This window comes from Rhizobium sp. YTU87027, assembly GCF_050644135.1.
Taxonomy (GTDB): Bacteria; Pseudomonadota; Alphaproteobacteria; order Rhizobiales; family Rhizobiaceae; genus Rhizobium.
The window spans coordinates 510,485-526,396 of sequence record NZ_CP098441.1; the positions used below are offsets into that span (position 1 = coordinate 510,485).

16 protein-coding genes are annotated in these 15,912 nt (G+C 60.3%); 7 read left to right on the forward strand and 9 right to left on the reverse strand.

Annotated features, from left to right (window positions below; genetic code table 11):
• Positions 1–164: 164 nt before the first annotated feature.
• Positions 165–569 (reverse strand): PAS domain-containing protein, encoded by a 405-nt coding sequence (locus NBG89_RS21125; RefSeq protein WP_431324079.1) that lies wholly within the window; start codon positions 567–569, stop codon positions 165–167.
• 95 nt (positions 570–664) lie between these two features.
• On the reverse strand, positions 665–976 hold the full coding sequence (locus NBG89_RS21130) for an ArsR/SmtB family transcription factor (RefSeq protein ID WP_431324080.1): 312 nt from the start codon (positions 974–976) through the stop codon (positions 665–667).
• A gap of 511 nt (positions 977–1,487) precedes the next feature.
• On the opposite strand from NBG89_RS21130, the gene NBG89_RS21135 reads away from it, so the two are divergent.
• The 6 genes from NBG89_RS21135 to NBG89_RS21160 are packed head-to-tail and all read left to right on the forward strand — an operon-like array spanning position 1,488 to position 5,722.
• Positions 1,488–2,327, forward strand: coding sequence for a transporter substrate-binding domain-containing protein (locus NBG89_RS21135; RefSeq protein ID WP_088693839.1), 840 nt, complete (start codon positions 1,488–1,490; stop codon positions 2,325–2,327).
• A 54-nt stretch (positions 2,328–2,381) separates the two neighbouring features.
• On the forward strand, positions 2,382–3,044 hold the full coding sequence (locus NBG89_RS21140; protein WP_431324081.1) for an amino acid ABC transporter permease: 663 nt from the start codon (positions 2,382–2,384) through the stop codon (positions 3,042–3,044).
• 4 nt (positions 3,045–3,048) lie between these two features.
• Positions 3,049–3,708 (forward strand): amino acid ABC transporter permease, encoded by a 660-nt coding sequence (locus tag NBG89_RS21145; RefSeq protein ID WP_431324082.1) that lies wholly within the window; start codon positions 3,049–3,051, stop codon positions 3,706–3,708.
• Between the two features lie 12 nt (positions 3,709–3,720).
• Positions 3,721–4,491 carry an amino acid ABC transporter ATP-binding protein gene (locus NBG89_RS21150; RefSeq protein WP_431324083.1) on the forward strand — a complete coding sequence of 257 codons (771 nt, stop codon included), beginning with the start codon at positions 3,721–3,723 and terminating at the stop codon, positions 4,489–4,491.
• A 17-nt stretch (positions 4,492–4,508) separates the two neighbouring features.
• Positions 4,509–4,898, forward strand: a complete 390-nt coding sequence (locus tag NBG89_RS21155; RefSeq protein ID WP_007800161.1) for a RidA family protein — start codon at positions 4,509–4,511, stop codon at positions 4,896–4,898.
• A gap of 14 nt (positions 4,899–4,912) precedes the next feature.
• Positions 4,913–5,722, forward strand: coding sequence for an IclR family transcriptional regulator (locus NBG89_RS21160; protein ID WP_431324084.1), 810 nt, complete (start codon positions 4,913–4,915; stop codon positions 5,720–5,722).
• Positions 5,723–5,894: 172 nt separating this feature from the next.
• Here the strand turns inward: NBG89_RS21160 and NBG89_RS21165 are convergent, their stop codons facing one another.
• The 7 genes from NBG89_RS21165 to NBG89_RS21195 form a co-directional block, all read right to left on the reverse strand.
• Positions 5,895–7,286 carry an LLM class flavin-dependent oxidoreductase gene (locus NBG89_RS21165; protein WP_431324085.1) on the reverse strand — a complete coding sequence of 464 codons (1,392 nt, stop codon included), beginning with the start codon at positions 7,284–7,286 and terminating at the stop codon, positions 5,895–5,897.
• A 35-nt stretch (positions 7,287–7,321) separates the two neighbouring features.
• Positions 7,322–8,299, reverse strand: coding sequence for an ABC transporter permease (locus tag NBG89_RS21170; RefSeq protein WP_431324086.1), 978 nt, complete (start codon positions 8,297–8,299; stop codon positions 7,322–7,324).
• A 2-nt stretch (positions 8,300–8,301) separates the two neighbouring features.
• The gene (locus tag NBG89_RS21175; RefSeq protein ID WP_431324087.1) at positions 8,302–9,321 is read right to left on the reverse strand and encodes an ABC transporter permease; all 1,020 of its coding nucleotides are present in this window, start codon (positions 9,319–9,321) and stop codon (positions 8,302–8,304) included.
• Positions 9,311–10,852 carry a sugar ABC transporter ATP-binding protein gene (locus NBG89_RS21180; protein WP_431324088.1) on the reverse strand — a complete coding sequence of 514 codons (1,542 nt, stop codon included), beginning with the start codon at positions 10,850–10,852 and terminating at the stop codon, positions 9,311–9,313. Before NBG89_RS21180 ends, NBG89_RS21175 begins: the two co-directional genes overlap by 11 nt.
• A gap of 60 nt (positions 10,853–10,912) precedes the next feature.
• Positions 10,913–11,923, reverse strand: a complete 1,011-nt coding sequence (locus NBG89_RS21185; protein WP_431324089.1) for a sugar ABC transporter substrate-binding protein — start codon at positions 11,921–11,923, stop codon at positions 10,913–10,915.
• A gap of 118 nt (positions 11,924–12,041) precedes the next feature.
• Positions 12,042–13,094 carry an ABC transporter permease gene (locus NBG89_RS21190; RefSeq protein WP_431324090.1) on the reverse strand — a complete coding sequence of 351 codons (1,053 nt, stop codon included), beginning with the start codon at positions 13,092–13,094 and terminating at the stop codon, positions 12,042–12,044.
• The gene (locus NBG89_RS21195; RefSeq protein ID WP_431324091.1) at positions 13,091–14,566 is read right to left on the reverse strand and encodes a sugar ABC transporter ATP-binding protein; all 1,476 of its coding nucleotides are present in this window, start codon (positions 14,564–14,566) and stop codon (positions 13,091–13,093) included. The genes NBG89_RS21190 and NBG89_RS21195 overlap by 4 nt, the downstream gene beginning before the upstream one ends.
• A gap of 231 nt (positions 14,567–14,797) precedes the next feature.
• On the opposite strand from NBG89_RS21195, the gene NBG89_RS21200 reads away from it, so the two are divergent.
• On the forward strand, positions 14,798–15,841 hold the full coding sequence (locus tag NBG89_RS21200) for a substrate-binding domain-containing protein (RefSeq protein WP_431324092.1): 1,044 nt from the start codon (positions 14,798–14,800) through the stop codon (positions 15,839–15,841).
• Positions 15,842–15,912: the final 71 nt, after the last annotated feature.

Consider the following 15,912-nt stretch of genomic DNA (forward strand, 5'->3'; position numbering starts at 1 on the left):
ATGCTTGGCGAGACACTCGCTCACACTCGGCGAGCTCAAGGGGCTCCGCTCGGCTGTAAGGAGCCTGATACCGCCGCCCCTCGGGGGCTAATCGTCCAAGCTGGTTCAGCGGCTAGCGAACAGGTTAGAGCGCAGGGTTAATTGGCCAAGTAAGTCGCGGATGGCTAGTGCGGCTTTTTGTCCGGCAAGGTCTCGGCCGGCACGACGATACCCGCATAATGAACTGGAACGTCTTCGCGGTCGCGAAAGCACCGGCCAAACGCGCAAACCGCGACATAGATCCCATCCCCGTTGAGGACGCGATAGTTCTGCACCGTTGGATGCTCGGCAACGATGGCGTCGTTGATCTGTTTGGCGAGAACCGGTGCATCCTGAGGGTGAATGCGCTCCATGTAAGTCTGTAGCGGCAGGCCGTGTTCCGTTTCGTCAGGTTCGAGGCCAAACAACCGCGCAAGGGCGCTATCCGCATAGACGAGGTTGCTCCGGAGATCCCAGGTAAACAACCCCGCATCCGGCATCGGCTCGCCTGAGATTTGCGTGGAAAACAGATGATCGCCTTCGGGTATCATGGCCACTCCTCAAGGACCGCTATGAGGAGAAGATGGCGCAGCCCTTATTCTTCCGCAAGTTGGCACTTGTCAGTAGTAGGGCACTCCCCAGAAGTTTAGCTCGCACTGCTCAACGTCACGGTCGGGCGAGCATAGATCTCATTAAGGGTCGAAAGGATTTTCCGGACCCCGTAGTGGGTTGTCGAATAGTAGATTGTCTGGGCGTCACGCCGCGTTGTCACGATCTTGCCTTCACGCAGCTTCGCCAGATGCTGGGATAGAGCCGACTGCGACAGACCGACTCGTCTGGCGAGTTCGCCGACATTCAGTTCCTTGTCCAGGAGGAGGCTGGCAATCAGGAGCCTTTTTTCATTTGCCAGAAGCGCAAGCAATCTTGCCTCTTCATGGAAGTCTGTATCGCTGCGCATTTCAGGATTCACCTAACTTCAAAAACCCGCGCTTACTTAAACGTAAGATGGCGAAATTGCTATGGCAATCTGATCGAATTGATTGATCGACTTTAGGTGAATAGACGTTCCGTCAATTGCGCTTGCGACGAGTTCGCAGCGGCCTGCCAGCGCGCATGAGCGGCGCACGCAATCGTCACGGCTATCACATTTCCATGGATCGGGCGGGAATGCCGCTCATGCGTGAGGCTTTTCTGCCAGCTTCGTTCCGCCTCGGCCGTCCATGCCTTCTCGCAAGCAGCATTGCCGATCGATCATAGATTGCAATCAGGAGGGTGCGGAGACGGACGCGGCCATCTCGAAAACGAAAGAAATGCTGCGCTGCCGAAAAAACAGTCAACGTCGATCGCTGCAGCTTTTTTGGCAGCGCAGCTTGACAATTCGTCGCCGATGCCGCTTCCTATCGAAATCCAATAAAACAGACATCTGTCCGGAATATTGGACAAGGCAAAATGTTCACAAGGGGAACGCCATGACATCTTCTTTTCGCGTCGGCCTGATCGCTTTGGCCGCAGCCACAATCCTTTCCAGCCCGGTTCTTGCGGACGGAAGCAAGCTCGACGAAGTACTTGCTCGCGGTCACCTCGTCATGGGGACGGGCAGCACCAACGCGCCCTGGCACTTCAAGAGCGCCGATGACAAGCTCCAGGGATTTGACGTCGATATGGGTCACATCATCGCAAAGGCTCTGTTTGGCGATCCCGAGAAGATCGAGTACGTCAACCAGTCCTCAGACGCCCGTATTCCGAATATCACCACCGACAAGGTCGACATCACCTGCCAGTTCATGACGGTGACCGGTGAGCGCGCCCAGCAGATCGCCTTCACGATTCCCTACTACCGTGAAGGTGTTGGCCTGATGCTCAAAGCTGATGGCAAGTATGCCGACTACGCCGCGCTTAAAGCTGCCGGCTCCTCGGTGACAATTTCGGTCCTGCAGAATGTTTATGCGGAAGCCATGGTTCATGCCGCGCTTCCGGAAGCGACGGTCGACCAGTATGACTCCGTAGACCTGATTTATCAGGCACTGGAATCCGGCCGTGCCGACGCCGTCGCCACAGACCAGTCCTCGCTGGCGTGGTACATGACCCAGAACCCCGGCAAGTATAAGGATGCGGGCTTCGGCTGGAATCCGCAGACCTATGCCTGCGGTGTCAAGCGTGGCGACCAGGATTGGCTGAATTTCGTCAACACCGCCCTTCACGAAGCCATGACCGGCGTCGAATTCGATGCCTATGCCAAATCGTTCAAGACCTGGTTTGGCAAGGATCTGACGCCTCCGCAAATCGGCTTCCCGGTCGAATACAAGTAACTGGCCCGAGGGAGCGGGTCCGTCCCGCTCCCGCTTCTGGAGAGGCGGCCTGCAATGGGTTACACGCTGAATTTCGCTGCCGTTTGGCGCAACTTCGATTTCCTGCTTAGCGGCTTGATGTTGAGCCTCGGCTTGGCGGTGATCTCGATCTTGATCGGGGCTGTCCTCGGTCTTTTTGTCGCTTTCGCGTTGCTTTCGAAGAACCACCTCACCTCCGTGCCGGCGCGCTCTTATGTTACGGTGATCCGAAATCTGCCGATCCTCGTGCTCGTCTTGTTTGCGTTCTTTGCGCTGCCTCAGATGGGCTTCCGGCTCGACAAGATAAAGAGCTTCGTCCTGGTTCTGTCGCTCTACTCGGGAGCGTATCTGGCGGAAGTTTTCCGCGCTGGACTTCTCTCGATTCCAAAGGGATTGACGGAAGCCGGAATGGCGATTGGCCTGACGTCGATGCAGATACGCACCTCGATCATAGCGCCACTGATGATCCGCAACGTTCTGCCTTCGTTGTCGTCGACAATCATCTCTCTCTTCAAGGACACATCGCTTGCAGCAACGATCGCCGTGCCCGAGCTGACGTTTGCAGCGCGCAAGATCAACGTCGAGAGCTTCCGTGTGATCGAGACGTGGATAGTCACATCCGCTCTCTATGTCGTCACCTGTTTCCTCATTGCCGCCCTGATGCGCCTTGTCGAGCGGCGTCTGGCGTTGCCGAGGTAGGCCAATGTCTCAAACTTTTATCGATCAACTTTGGATCGCCCGCCATGTCATCCTCAATGGCGTCGCGATGACGGTATCGATCTCCCTCTTGGCCATTCTCGCAGGCTCGGCGCTCGGGGTCTTCACTGGTCTGGCTCTGGTTTATGGAAACGGCGCGCTGCGGCTGATCGTCAGGGCCTATACGGACGTGATCCGCGGCACGCCGGTTTTGGTCCTTGTCCTTGCCAGCTACTACGTCTCGAGCGCCGTGGGCGTCGAATTGGGACCGTTCGCGGCGGGCGTTCTGGCGCTGGCGATATTTTGTTCGTCGCACGTCGGTGAGATCGTTCGCGGCGCCCTGCAGTCCATTCCCAAGGGGCAGACCGAAGCCGCAAAGGCGATCGGTCTGACGTTCACGCAGACGTTCACCTCCGTCCTTTGGCCCCAGGCCCTGCGCCAGTGCCTGCCAGCCTGGGTCAATACGGCGGCGGAAATGGTGAAGGCATCGACGCTGCTCTCGGTGATCGGTGTAGCGGAGCTGCTGCTGCGCACGCAGGAGATCATCTCCCGCAACTTCATGAGCCTGCAGTTCTACTTCCTCGCAGGAGCCCTCTATTTCGTCGTCAACTTCGGTATCGAGCGTTTCGGCAAATTCGTCGAACGCAAGACTGCCCTTCCATCCTGAGGAGGCCGATCGATGGCCAAGACAATGCTTGAAATCAAGGGCCTGCGCAAAACCTACGGCCAACACGAGGTTCTCAAAGGCGTCGACTGCTCCGTTGAGGAAGGCGAGGTCATTTCGATCATCGGCTCGTCCGGCTCGGGCAAGACCACGATGCTGCGCTGCGTGAACATGCTGGAGGAATTCCAGGGCGGCACGATCAGCCTCGATGGGGAGGAGATCGGTTACCACGTCGAAGGATCGATGCGTCGGCGCAAGACCGAGAAGGAGATTGCCCGTCAACGCGCGCTCACCGGAATGGCTTTCCAGCAGTTCAACCTGTTCCCGCACATGACTGCAGCCCAGAACGTCATGCTCGGCCTCATCAAGGTCAAGAAGATGCCGAAAGCCGAAGCGCGCCTGATCGCCGAGCGTTGGCTCGATCGCGTCGGGCTGTCGGCGCGGACCAATCATTACCCAGGCCAGCTTTCCGGCGGTCAGCAACAGCGCGTGGCAATTGCCCGTGCAATCGCAATGTCACCGCGTCTTATGCTGTTTGACGAAGTGACCTCGGCTCTTGATCCCGAACTGGTCGGTGAAGTGCTGCAGGTGATCAAGGGTCTCGCTGCAGATGGTATGACCATGCTGCTGGTCACCCATGAGATGCGCTTTGCCTACGAAGTGTCATCGCGTGTCATCTTCATGAATCAAGGGATCATCTGCGAGGAGGGTGATCCAAAGGAGATGTTCGTCAAGCCCAAGACCGAGCGCCTGGCTGAATTCCTCAAGACTTCCAGCTTCAACTAGAAAAGAAAGTGAAACGAATGACGATCAAGCGTTATGGGGCCGGTGAAACAGGCGCAGGCGGACAACCACTTCCCTTTGCTCGGGCAACCGAAGCAGGCGGCTGGCTGTATGTGTCGGGTCAGGTCCCTATGGAGAAAGGCGAGATCGTCGGTGGCGGAATCGTTGCCCAGAGCCGAAAGGCGATCGAAAACCTGATTGCCATTCTCAATGAGGCGGGCTACAGCCTTGAAGACGTCGTACGCGTGGGCGTGTGGCTTGACGATCCGCGCGATTTCTGGAGCTTTAACGGCGTGTATGCCGACTATTTCGGCGAAAACCCTCCGGCGCGCGCCTGCGTCCAATCACGCATGATGGTCGACTGCAAGGTCGAAGTCGACTGCGTGGCCTACCGCGCGGACCGCGCCTGATATTGGAGAAAAGCATGGCTGAGGCTGGTGTCGACACAGTATCACGGCGCACCCGAGGACTGGATCGTGCCTTCGAGATCCTCGAATTCCTGCGCGTCAGGCGCCAGCCCATGCGGCCGAACGAGATCGCCGCCGAGATCGGCGCGCCGCGCTCCTCGGTCTACGAGCTCGTCAATCTGTTGCTCAGCCATGGCATGCTCGACTATTATCAGGACGACGGCCGGGTCTATCTCGGCCGCCGCCTCTATTTCCTCGGTACAGCCTATGCCGAGCAGTTCGATCTGATGCGCGAATGCGAGCGCATGCTGATCCGCCTTGCAGAGGAAACCCGGGAGACGGCACAGATGTGCGTCCTCGAGGGTGCGAAGTATACGGTGGCTATGATGCGCGAAGGCATCCGCCCGTTCCGCATTTCCTCGAATGTCGGCGAACTCGTCTCGATACCCTGGACGGCCTCGGGACGGTTGCTCGTGTCGCACCTGTCCGACCGCCAGATCCTTGACCTCATTCCCCCGGACGACTTCGTCCTGCCGAACGGCAGGCGCCTCGACCCGGCCGACTTCATCGGCCAGGTCCGCAATGCGGCGCAAGACGGCTATTTCACCTTCAACAGCGAAGTCGAGAACTTTACGCATTGCTTTGCCGTGCCGATTCATCAGGCGGACGGCGCATGCATCGCGACGCTTTGCCTAGTCGCGCCGCGCGAAGACGGCTTGCGCAATCGGGCGACCTACCTTGAGAGCCTTCTCGACGCGGCATCCGAAATATCCGAAAAACTCGGCTATTCACGCAACTCAAATCGGCGTGCTGGCGCGCTGAGCTGAGAGCGCGTGGCGAACAAAGCCAGACGCGGACCATCTCCCGCACGGCTTCTATCCCGGTCAACGCAATGTCTCTTCGCCCATAGCAAGGCGAGAGCCAGCGGAACCTGCCAGCAATTCGTCAAAGGTCAGCACGGCTACGTCTTGGATTTCTTGCCGCGGCTTCCGATCGCGCTCACACGGCAAGCTTCGTCGATGTGTTTGCGAGACTGCGATAGGTCGAACCTGGATGCGGTGCCTGCAGGCGGGGGCTTGTGCCGCCCAGTTTTTCGCGAAGGGTTCCCTGTCGATACTCGCTCTTGTAGACGCCGCGCTTCTGCAGTTCCGGCACCAGGAGTTCGACCGCGTCCTCGAAACTCTCCGGGGTCACCGCGTATGCAAGGTTAAAGCCGTCGACGTCGGTTTCCTCGACCCATTCCTGCATCAGGTCCGAGACCGTCGACGGTGAGCCGACGAAGACGGGTCCGAAGCCGCCGACGCCAACCCAGTCTGCCATTTCGCGCACCGTCCATTCCTTGCCGGGATCGATCGTTGTGAAAGTCTCGACGGCAGACTGTACCGCATTGGTATAGCGGTGGCGCAGCACCTCGTCGGGCCCGAACTGGCCGAAGTCGATCCCTGTCCAGCCGGAGATCAGCGTCAGCGCGCCCTCGAAGGATGCGTATTGACGGTATTCGTTGAATTTGCGCTGCGCTTCGGCGTCCGTTTCGCCGAGGATCACCGTCTGCAGATTGAAGGCAAGGATTTCGCGTGGGTTGCGGCCGGCCCGTTCGGCGGCCTCGCGCACATTGGCGACATAGCGCTTGAGCACGGCTTTCGACGGTGCGGCAACAAAAATGCACTCGGCATGAGCACCGGCGAAGTCCTTGCCGCGGCTGGAGGCGCCCGCTTGATAGAGCACCGGCGTACGCTGGGGTGAGGGCTCGCTGAGATGGATCCCCGGCACTGTGAAATGCTTGCCCGAATGGCGGATGGGATGCACTTTCCGCGGATCCGTAAAGACCCCTTTCTGACGGTCCCTGACGACGGCGTCTTCCTCCCAGCTGCCTTCCCAAAGCTTGTAGCAGACCTCGAGATACTCCTGCGCAAGGTCGTAGCGATCGTCGTGGTTCGTCTGCGCAGGCTGGCCGACATTCAGCGCGCCGCTGTTAAGGTAGGAGGTGACGATATTCCAGCCCACACGGCCCTTCGTAAGGTGGTCGAGCGTCGAGATCCTGCGCGCAAAGGTATAGGGGTGTTCGAAGGAGAGCGATGCCGTCAGCCCGAAGCCGAGGTTTTCGGTCTCATAGGCCATGGTCGGGATGAGCTGCAGTGGATCGTTGACCGGCACCTGAGCCGAATGGCGCAGCGCCGCATCGACGTTGCCGTTCAGCACGTCGTAGACACCGAGCACGTCGGCGATGAACAGCCCGTCGAACTTGCCGCGCTCCAAGGTCTTGGCAAGATGGACCCAGTAGTCGAGGTCCTTGTAGGTCCAGGATTTGTCGCGTGGATGGCGCCAGAGGCCGGGCGACTGGTGTCCGACGCAGTTCATGTCGAAGGCGTTCAGCCTGATTTCTCGGCTCATGTGAAAGTTCCTGCATTGGATTGGTTCGGTCGCGATCACGCACCGACCGCTTTTCTGTTTATGAAGCTGAAGGCCAGCACTGCGAAGATGAGGCTGCCGGTGCCGACTTGCTGCCAGTAGAAGTTCAGTCCGGTCAGAAGCAGGCCGTTGGCGACGATGCTGAGAAGCAGAACCCCGAGTATGGTACCGGCGACATTCGGACGGCCGAATGGCGAGAAAGTTGTACCGATGAAGGTGGCGCCGATGGCATTCAGCAGGAAGGCATTGCCTGACGAGGGAATGTAGACCGTGACTGTCGAGGTCAGAATGATCCCGGCGATTGCCGCGACCGTGCCCGCAAGGATGAAGGTAACGGCGACATGCCGGCCAAGGCCGATGCCGGAATAGCGCACGACGCTTGGCTGGACACCGATCGAGAGCACCACCCGCCCGAAGCGGGTGAGGGAAAACAACAGGGCGGCGCCCGCGACGACGGCCGCAGCGATCAGGAGCGGAACGGGGATGCCGGCAATCGTTCCGTGGCCCAGGAAATGAAAGCCATCGGGGACGCCCGTTGGCGGCAGATAGACAGGGTTGCCGCCGTTCGTCAGCAGTTGCTGGATACTGCGGCCGATGAACAGGGTGCCGAGTGTTGCCAGGAACGGCGAGACGCCGATCGCGGAGATGAGGATCGCGTTGAAGGCTCCAACCAAGGCGCCGGCAAGAAGAGCTGCAAGCAGCGCCAGCAGGACGGGCTTTCCGGCAAGGACCAGCGATACAAGGGCGAAGCTTGCAAAATCGACTGCCGTGCCGACCGACAGGTCGATCCCGCCGGCCGATACCGCAAGCGTCATGGCAATCGAGATGATGGCAAGAAGCGTGAAGTTGTTGACGAGAATGCTCTGCAGATTGCCCGTCGTCAGGAAGGTCGGAGCGGCGGCAGAGAAGAACGAGAAGACGGCGATGAGGGCCAATATCAGGCCGTAGCGGGAAAGGCTGGCGAGCGGTTGACCCGCGCGATTTGAGGCAGACATGGTCAGATCTCCCGCTTGCGCAGCAGGGTCGTGGCAGAGACGACGATCAGGATCAGCAGACCCTGCACCCCGCTGACGAGGGTGCTCGGAAGGTTCAGAAGCTGGAAGCCGTTGACGAGGAAGCCGACGAAGAGCGCCGATATCAGAGTGCCCGTGGCGGTCGGCACAAGGCGACGCGAAAACACCGAACCAAGCAGGGCGGTGACGACGACGGGCAGGAGCATTTCGCCGGAACCCGTCGTGCTGCCGCTGAGGTAGGACACCGAGAGGATACCGGCCAGCCCACCGCACAGGCCGCTTGCGATGAACGCACCGGCGACAAGACGCTTTAAGGGTAGTCCCGCTGCACGGGCAGCGTCCGGAAATTCACCGACCGCATAAAGCCGCAGGCCGAGTGGCGTGTACTGGACGACTGCCGCCACAAATGCAGTAAAACCGATGAGAATATAGGCGAGGATGGGTATGCCGAAGCTGTCGGACGTCGAAATCCCGGTCAGTACGTCGGTGGAGGCGGGGATCACCGTATTCTCAGTCAGAACCAGTTCAAGGCCGGCAACAACATTCATCACGGCAAGCGTTGCCAGAAGCGGCACGATGCCGGCGAGCACGACTGCGGCAGCGTTGACTGCACCAATCGCAACCCCGGTAAGGATTGCTGCCGTGGCTCCAGTCGCATCGCCGTGGCCGAGCTTAATGAGCGAAGCATAAACCGCAGCACTCAATCCCATATTGGCGGCAAGCGAGAGATCGATGCCACCAGTAACAACGTTTGAACCGCCGGCGATCAGCACAATCGTCAGCCCGATCGCAAGAACCCCTGCGATGGCCGACTGACCGAGAACATTGCCAATGTTGCCGGTCGTCAGGAAATAGGGGGCGGTCAGCGAGAAGATGACAAAAATGGAAGCAAAGGCGAGCAGCGAGCCGAAGCGAAGGGCTATGGCCGCGAGATCGACCCTCGACCTCGGCGCGTCGCTGTCGGCATTGGCGGGCAGGGAAGCGAACCGAATATCAGCCGACATGGCTCAACCTTTCCGAAGCGCCGGTCGATGCCGCCAGCACTTCATCCGTTGTGGTCCGAGAGGAGACGAGTTCGCGCACGACACGCCCGCGGAAGAAAACGAGGATCCGATCGGTGATGCCAACTAGCTCCGGTAGATCAGAGGAAAGGACGATAACGCCAGCGCCGCGGGTGGCGAGCTCGCCGATCAATGCGTAGATCTCCACCTTCGAGCCGATATCGACGCCGACGGTCGGCTCGTCCAGGAGATAGATTTCCGATTGCCGGCTCAGCCATTTGGCGATTGCGACCTTCTGCTGGTTGCCGCCGGAAAGCGTGCGCACCAGAGCGTCTCGCCCGGCGGTCTTGATTTGCAGGCGCCGGATGAGATCGTCGGTGTCCGAGCGTTCACGCTTGCGCTTCAGGAAGCCGAAGCGGGTATATCGCGCGAGGCTCGACAAGGTGATGTTCTCGCAGAGGCTGAGATCGAGACCCACGCCATGGCCGCGGCGATCCTCGGGCACCAGTGCGATGCTTTGCTCGACGGCCTCAATGGGACTGCGCAGGGGCGCCGCCTTGCCGTCCATTTCGATCCGGCCGGATGCCGCCTGTTCCAGTCCGAAGAGCGTGCGCATGAGATCCTTCGCGCCGGATCCCAGCAGGCCGGTGAAGCCCAGCACCTCGCCACGGTGGAGCGTAAAGCTAACCTCATCGTAGCGGTTCTGTGCCGAGAGGGTCTCGACCTTGAGGATTTCGGCACCCGGTTCGACATCGGATTTAGGGAACATCTCGGTGATATCGCGCTCGATCATCAGGCCGGCAATCGCCTTCGCCGATGTTTCGGCGATCGGCAGCGAGGCGACATCGAGGCCGTTGCGCAGCACCGTCACATGGTCGCACAGTTCCTCGATCTCATTGAGATAGTGGGAGATGTAGATGATGGTGACGCCCTCATCACGAAGGCGTCGGATCAGCCGGAAGAGCGTTTCGGCCTCACGCCGGACCAGCGCTGCCGTAGGCTCATCGAACACCAGCACCTTCGGCTGATTGAAGAGCGCGCGGGTGATCTGCACGATCTGCCGTTCGGCGGTGGAAAGCCCGCTGATCAGCGCATCTTTCGGCAGCCGCAGGCCGAAATAATTGAGAAGGATTTCTTCGGCTCGCCGTTGCATGGCGCGGCGATCGAGAAACGGCGTGCCGGCACGGCGCGCCTCACGCCCGAGAAAAAGCGCTTCCCCGACGGTGAAAGTCGGCACCAGCAGGCGGTCCTGATGGATGAAATGGATGCCAAGCTCTTCGCACAGATGCGGCGTCAGGCTCTCATGGCCGCGCCCTTCGACTTCAATGCGTCCTGCGTCCGGCCTCTGCAGGCCGGCAAGGATTTTAATGAGTGTCGATTTGCCGGCGCCGTTCTGGCCCACGAGACCATGCACGGTGCCGCGTCGCACGGCAAGCGAGGCGCCTTGAAGCGCCTGCGCGCCTCCAAAGCGTTTCACGATGCGGTCAAAGCGAAGGATGTCGTCGCCGGGCTTTGCGATTTCAGCTGCGGTCATATTGCTGGCTCTTTAAGGGAAGGGCTCGCGATGCGGGCTGGCCGCATCGCGAAAGGGCAATCAGCCGATGCCGAGCTTCTTGGTGATCTCAGCGACGTTCTGCTTGTTTGCGAGGAGGGCTGGAACATAGGTTTCGCGCGGCAGGCTTTGTCCGGCCAGCAGCCTGGCGACGTTGCGGATGGCGACACGGCCGATCTCGGCCGGCTGCTGGGCAGCATCCGCACCTGCAGGAGACTTGGGATCGGCAACGAGCTGCAGAACCTCTGGGCTGCCGTCGACGCCATAGGTTCTGATCTCATTGCGACCGGCCGCGGCAATCGCCTGCGTTGCGCCGAGTTGGGGAATATCCCAGGCCGACCAGACGGCCTTGATCGAACCCTTTTCCGGATACTTGTTGAGGATCGCGGTGATCTGCGTGAACGCGTCCTGGACGGTGTTCGGGATGACGTCGCGCAGTTCCGGTTGAAGGATCTTCACTTTCGGGAAGTACTTGACGACGTTGACCAGCTGGTCGTAGCGGATGGCACAGGGCGTGACGCCGTAAAAGCCATTGAAGACGACGATGTTGCCTTCGCCGCCGATGTCGGACACGAGTTGCAAGGCGAGATCCTTGCCGATGCCCCAGTTGTCCGAGGTCGTGTTGTTGAGCGAATTGGTTGAGCCGACATCGACGGTCAACACCGGAATGCCGGCGTCGCGAGCCTTCTTCAGCCAGGGGTCGATGACGCTGAGCGTACCGAGAATCTGTACCAGCGCGTCCGGTTTCTGGGCCACCAGGGTCTGCAGCTGGGCGATCAGCTTGCCGTCGTTGCGACCGGCGTCGACGGCAATCGGCTCGCCGCCAAGCCGCTTCACCTCTTCGATCTGGGCATTGTAGACCTGCAGATCGAAATAGTGGTCGGTGCCGGTGGCGCTGATCGCGACGCGCTTGCCTTTCAGCGAAAGCCCGTCGTCTGCAGCACTTGCCGATGGCGAAGCTAAGACGCCCGCGCCTGCAAATGTTGCACCGGCGAGCGCCGCAAGCTTCAGGATTTCGCGGCGGCCAAAGCCCGATGCAGTGTCTTCAGTCATGGAAATAGCCCTCTCGTTTTCGTTAAATCATAAAATATATAGATTTATATCATAATAGAGGAACGTCATTCCAAAAGCGCCGCCTGACAGGAAAATTTCGAAAGGCCACAGTCAGTCCTCAGCGATCCAGGTTGCGGCCAAGACCGTAGGTGAGGGCAAGGGCGCCGACCAGCACGGCACCCTTCACGAAGTCCTGTGTGTAGTAGGGTGCGTTCAGCATCGTCAGTCCGTTCAAGAGCACACCGACGAAGACCGCTCCCACCAGAGTTCCAAGCACATTGGGGCGGCGAAGGTTGAGGACGGCAAAGCCGATCAGAGCAGCAGCCACCGCATCCATGAGCAGCGAACCGCCCGACGATACATCACCGCGCCCGACCCGGGCAGCGATCACCATACCGCCAAGCGAGGCGAGCGTGGCTGAGATCACATAGGCAAGCGTCTTCAGTCGCGCGGGAGATGCGCCCGCAAGCCGCGTCGCCACCTCGTTGCCGCCGGTTGCAAACAGCAGGCGGCCGATGCGCGTGCGTTCGGTGAGGACATAGAGCACAAGGGCCACGATCCCCATAAGCAGGACCGAGACGGGCAACGTGCCGAGGAAGCTGTACCGGCCGATGAGGAGAAAGGCTGGATCATAGGCTCCTGCCGCCTTCGAGCCATCCGGCAGAACCAGGCCGGCCGAGATCGAGCGGCCCGCCGTCGGAATGAGTTGCAAGCCGGACAAAAGGAACATGATGGCAAGCGTCGCCAGCAGATCGGGTACACGCAGGCGTACGATCAGGAACGCGTTGATCAGTCCGATTGCAGCACCGAAGGCCAGCACAAGCGGTACTGTCGCAAAGGCGTCAAGCTGCCAGACGATCATGGCGTAGCTTGCCGCCATGACGCTCGAGGCGGCGATGGCGCCGATCGACAGGTCGAAGCCGCCGACAGCCAATGTTACCGTGACACCGGCTCCGAGGATCGCGACGACGGAGACTGCCTGCAGGATACTCATCAGATTGCCGATGTTGATGAAGGCTGGCTCCGCAAAGGCAAAGCCGACAAGCATAAGTCCGAGCAGAATGAAGACCGCGCCCGAGCGCAGCAACGCGCCGGCGCTGCGGTTATCTCGGTGATTGCCCTCACGCGTGTCTGCTTGCTTTGACGGTGCGGTCTCGCCGATCGTCGTCATGTGTATGTCTCCTGAATGGCTCTGTTGGCGGTTGCGATTGGCCTCAGCGTATGGCGATCGATGTTCAGGATCCGGTCGGCGACCTCATAGGCCTCCTCCGGATCGGAGGTTGCAATCAGTGTGGCGCGATCGGTACGGGCCCGGATCGTCTCGATGATGTCGCGGCGCGCGCCGACATCGACGCCCTGAAAAGGCTCGTCGAGCAGCAGCAGTCGGCTTGGTTCAGCCTCCCAGCGGGCGATGACAGCCTTTTGCTGGTTGCCGCCGGAAAGGCTCCAGACGGAGGCGAAGGGATCCGAAGCCTTGATCCCGAGACGGCAAATTGCCTGCATTGCCTCGCGTCGTTCGCGGTCGCCGACGAGAAAGCCCCGGCGGTACCATTTCTTCAGGTGCGGAAGGCTGACCGTGGCTGCAAGCGAATGCCCCGGCCAACCGGCGGGTATCAAGGATGAGCGGTGCCGGTCTTCCGCAGCCATTGCAACGCCAGATGCAATCGCGTCTGCCGGCGATCGTGGCGCATGAGGTTGCCCGTCCAGCAACATCTTGCCGCCTGCTAGCTGGTTCACGCCGAAGATGGCCGACAGCAGCCGGCTCTTGCCGACACCGAGCGCCCCGGTGACAGCGACAACTTCTCCTTCCCGGATCATGAGATCGAAGGGTATGCTTGTCGCCAAGAGCCGCGCGTTACGCATCTCAAGGACCAGCGGTCCGGCCTTGCTGCGTGCATCCGGACGTGCCGTTTCCAGCCGACGGCCGATCATTGCCCCGATGGCGCTCGAGAAGTCGACCGGTCGGCGAAAGCTACGGACGACCCGGCCGCCGCGCATGACAAGGGCTCGATCTGCGATGGCTTCGAGGTCGGCGGTGCGATGGGATATGTAGAGGATCGCAAGGCCCTTTGAGCGCAGTTGCAGAAGTATATCGAATAGTCGGCGGCTTTCGTCGCCGGAAAGGCTGGCAGTCGGCTCGTCGAGGATCAGCAGATCAGCCCTGTCTGCGAGCGCGCGAGCGATAGCCACAAGCTGCCGGTCCGCCGCAACAAGGTCGCCGAAGTCGCGATCGAGCGGCAGCGAAAAGCCCGCGGTATCGAGCATTGCCTGCGCCTGGCGACGGAGGCTGCTGCGCGAGACGAAGAACGGTGAGCGGCGCTCGGCGAAGCGATGCAGGAGCAGTGCGTCCGCGACCGTGAGCCCTGAGGCACCGACGATATCCGTCGATTGATGAACGGTCGCTATACCGGCATCGCTGGCCGCAGAAGGCGTATTGGGAGCGAAGGCATGTCCGTTGAGGCTGATCTTGCCGCCGTCTGCGGCAAGTACCCCTGACAGGATTTTGACCAGGGTAGACTTTCCCGCACCGTTGGCGCCCATCAGTGCGACGATCTCTCCCCGGTCGATCGAAAGATCGATCCCCGTCAGCGCGTGCGTTGCGCCGAAACTGCGGGTGAGGTTCTCTATGTGAAGAAGGGGCATCGCGGTTCCGATCAGCTTTGAGTGGGCTGATATTGGCCTGGAGGATGGGCGAACTTCCAGGCAAGCCTTTGCCGGGCTCGTCTTCACGGCGAAACAAAGAATCTCTGCAAGCGCACAAAATCGGACGATTTAATCTATTAAAAACATAGAGTTTATATTTAATAAACCGAGCGTCGCAGGGGGCCCGCCTTCCGTCAGACGACGCTTTCGATGGTTTAGAGGAATGTGACGATGAAACTTCTTGCCCGGCTGGCCCTCAGCGCTGCCATTCCACTCTTCGTCTCCGAGGCGGCCCTTGCGGGAGGCCTCGCCGGTGCACCGGCTCCCTTCGACAAGGGTGGCGTCAAGATTGCACTGATCAGCTACATTTCCGCTGGTGACTTCTTCCAGGCCTATCAGGCCGGCGCGCAGGAGCAGGCGAAGTCGCTCGATGTCGATCTGCGTGTCTTCCCGGGCCGCCAGGACGCAGCCGAACAGCGCGAACAGGTGTTGCAGGCGATCAACCTGGGCGTATCCGCCATCGTGATCGATCACGGCCTGCCGGAATCTTTGGGGGACGTCGCCCAGCAAGCGCTGGACAAGGGCATCAAGGTCGTCGCTTTCGACGTAAACCTCAATAATCCGAAGATCCCCCAGGTCGAGCAGAGCGATCACGAGCTTGCGCAACTGGCCCTCGATCAGGCGGCGAAGGACAATGGCAAGAGTTTCAATGCCGGCTACGCCTATGTCGCCGGCTTCGCGCCGCTCGACCGCCGCAACGAGGTTTGGGAGAAGTTCCGATCGGAAAATTCCGGCGTCGTGGAGAAGGCGCGGTTCGGTGTCGTCAACGATACGACAGCAACCTCGACGGCTGATCAGGCGAAGGCCGTTCTTTCCGCCAATCCCGATATCAAGGTCGTCTTTGCGCCTTATGACGAGTTTGCGCGCGGCGTGAAGTTGGCGGCAAACGATCTCGGCATTGCCAAGACGCTCAAGATTTACTCCGCCGATGTTTCGACCGCAGACATTCAGGAGATCACGGAAGAGGGCAGCCCCTGGGTGGCAACGGTTGCGACCAATCCGGCAGTCGTCGGGGCCGTGTCCGTTCGTGCGGCGGCGCTGCAGGTCGCGGGCCAGGAAATTCCCCATCAGATCACCGTCAAGCCGACATTGCTGACCCAGGAAAGCCTGCGCGCGGCCGGCGTCAAGACGATCGAGGATCTGGCGCAGAAGGTGCCGGCCTTCAGCACGAGTGACGCGGCGACCGCAAGCTGGATTCCGGACAAGCTTTTCTAGGCTGCCTGCCTCGATCCTTCGGCGGGGCAACGATGCCCCGCCGGTGCCATGTCAAGAATCGGAGTCCGACC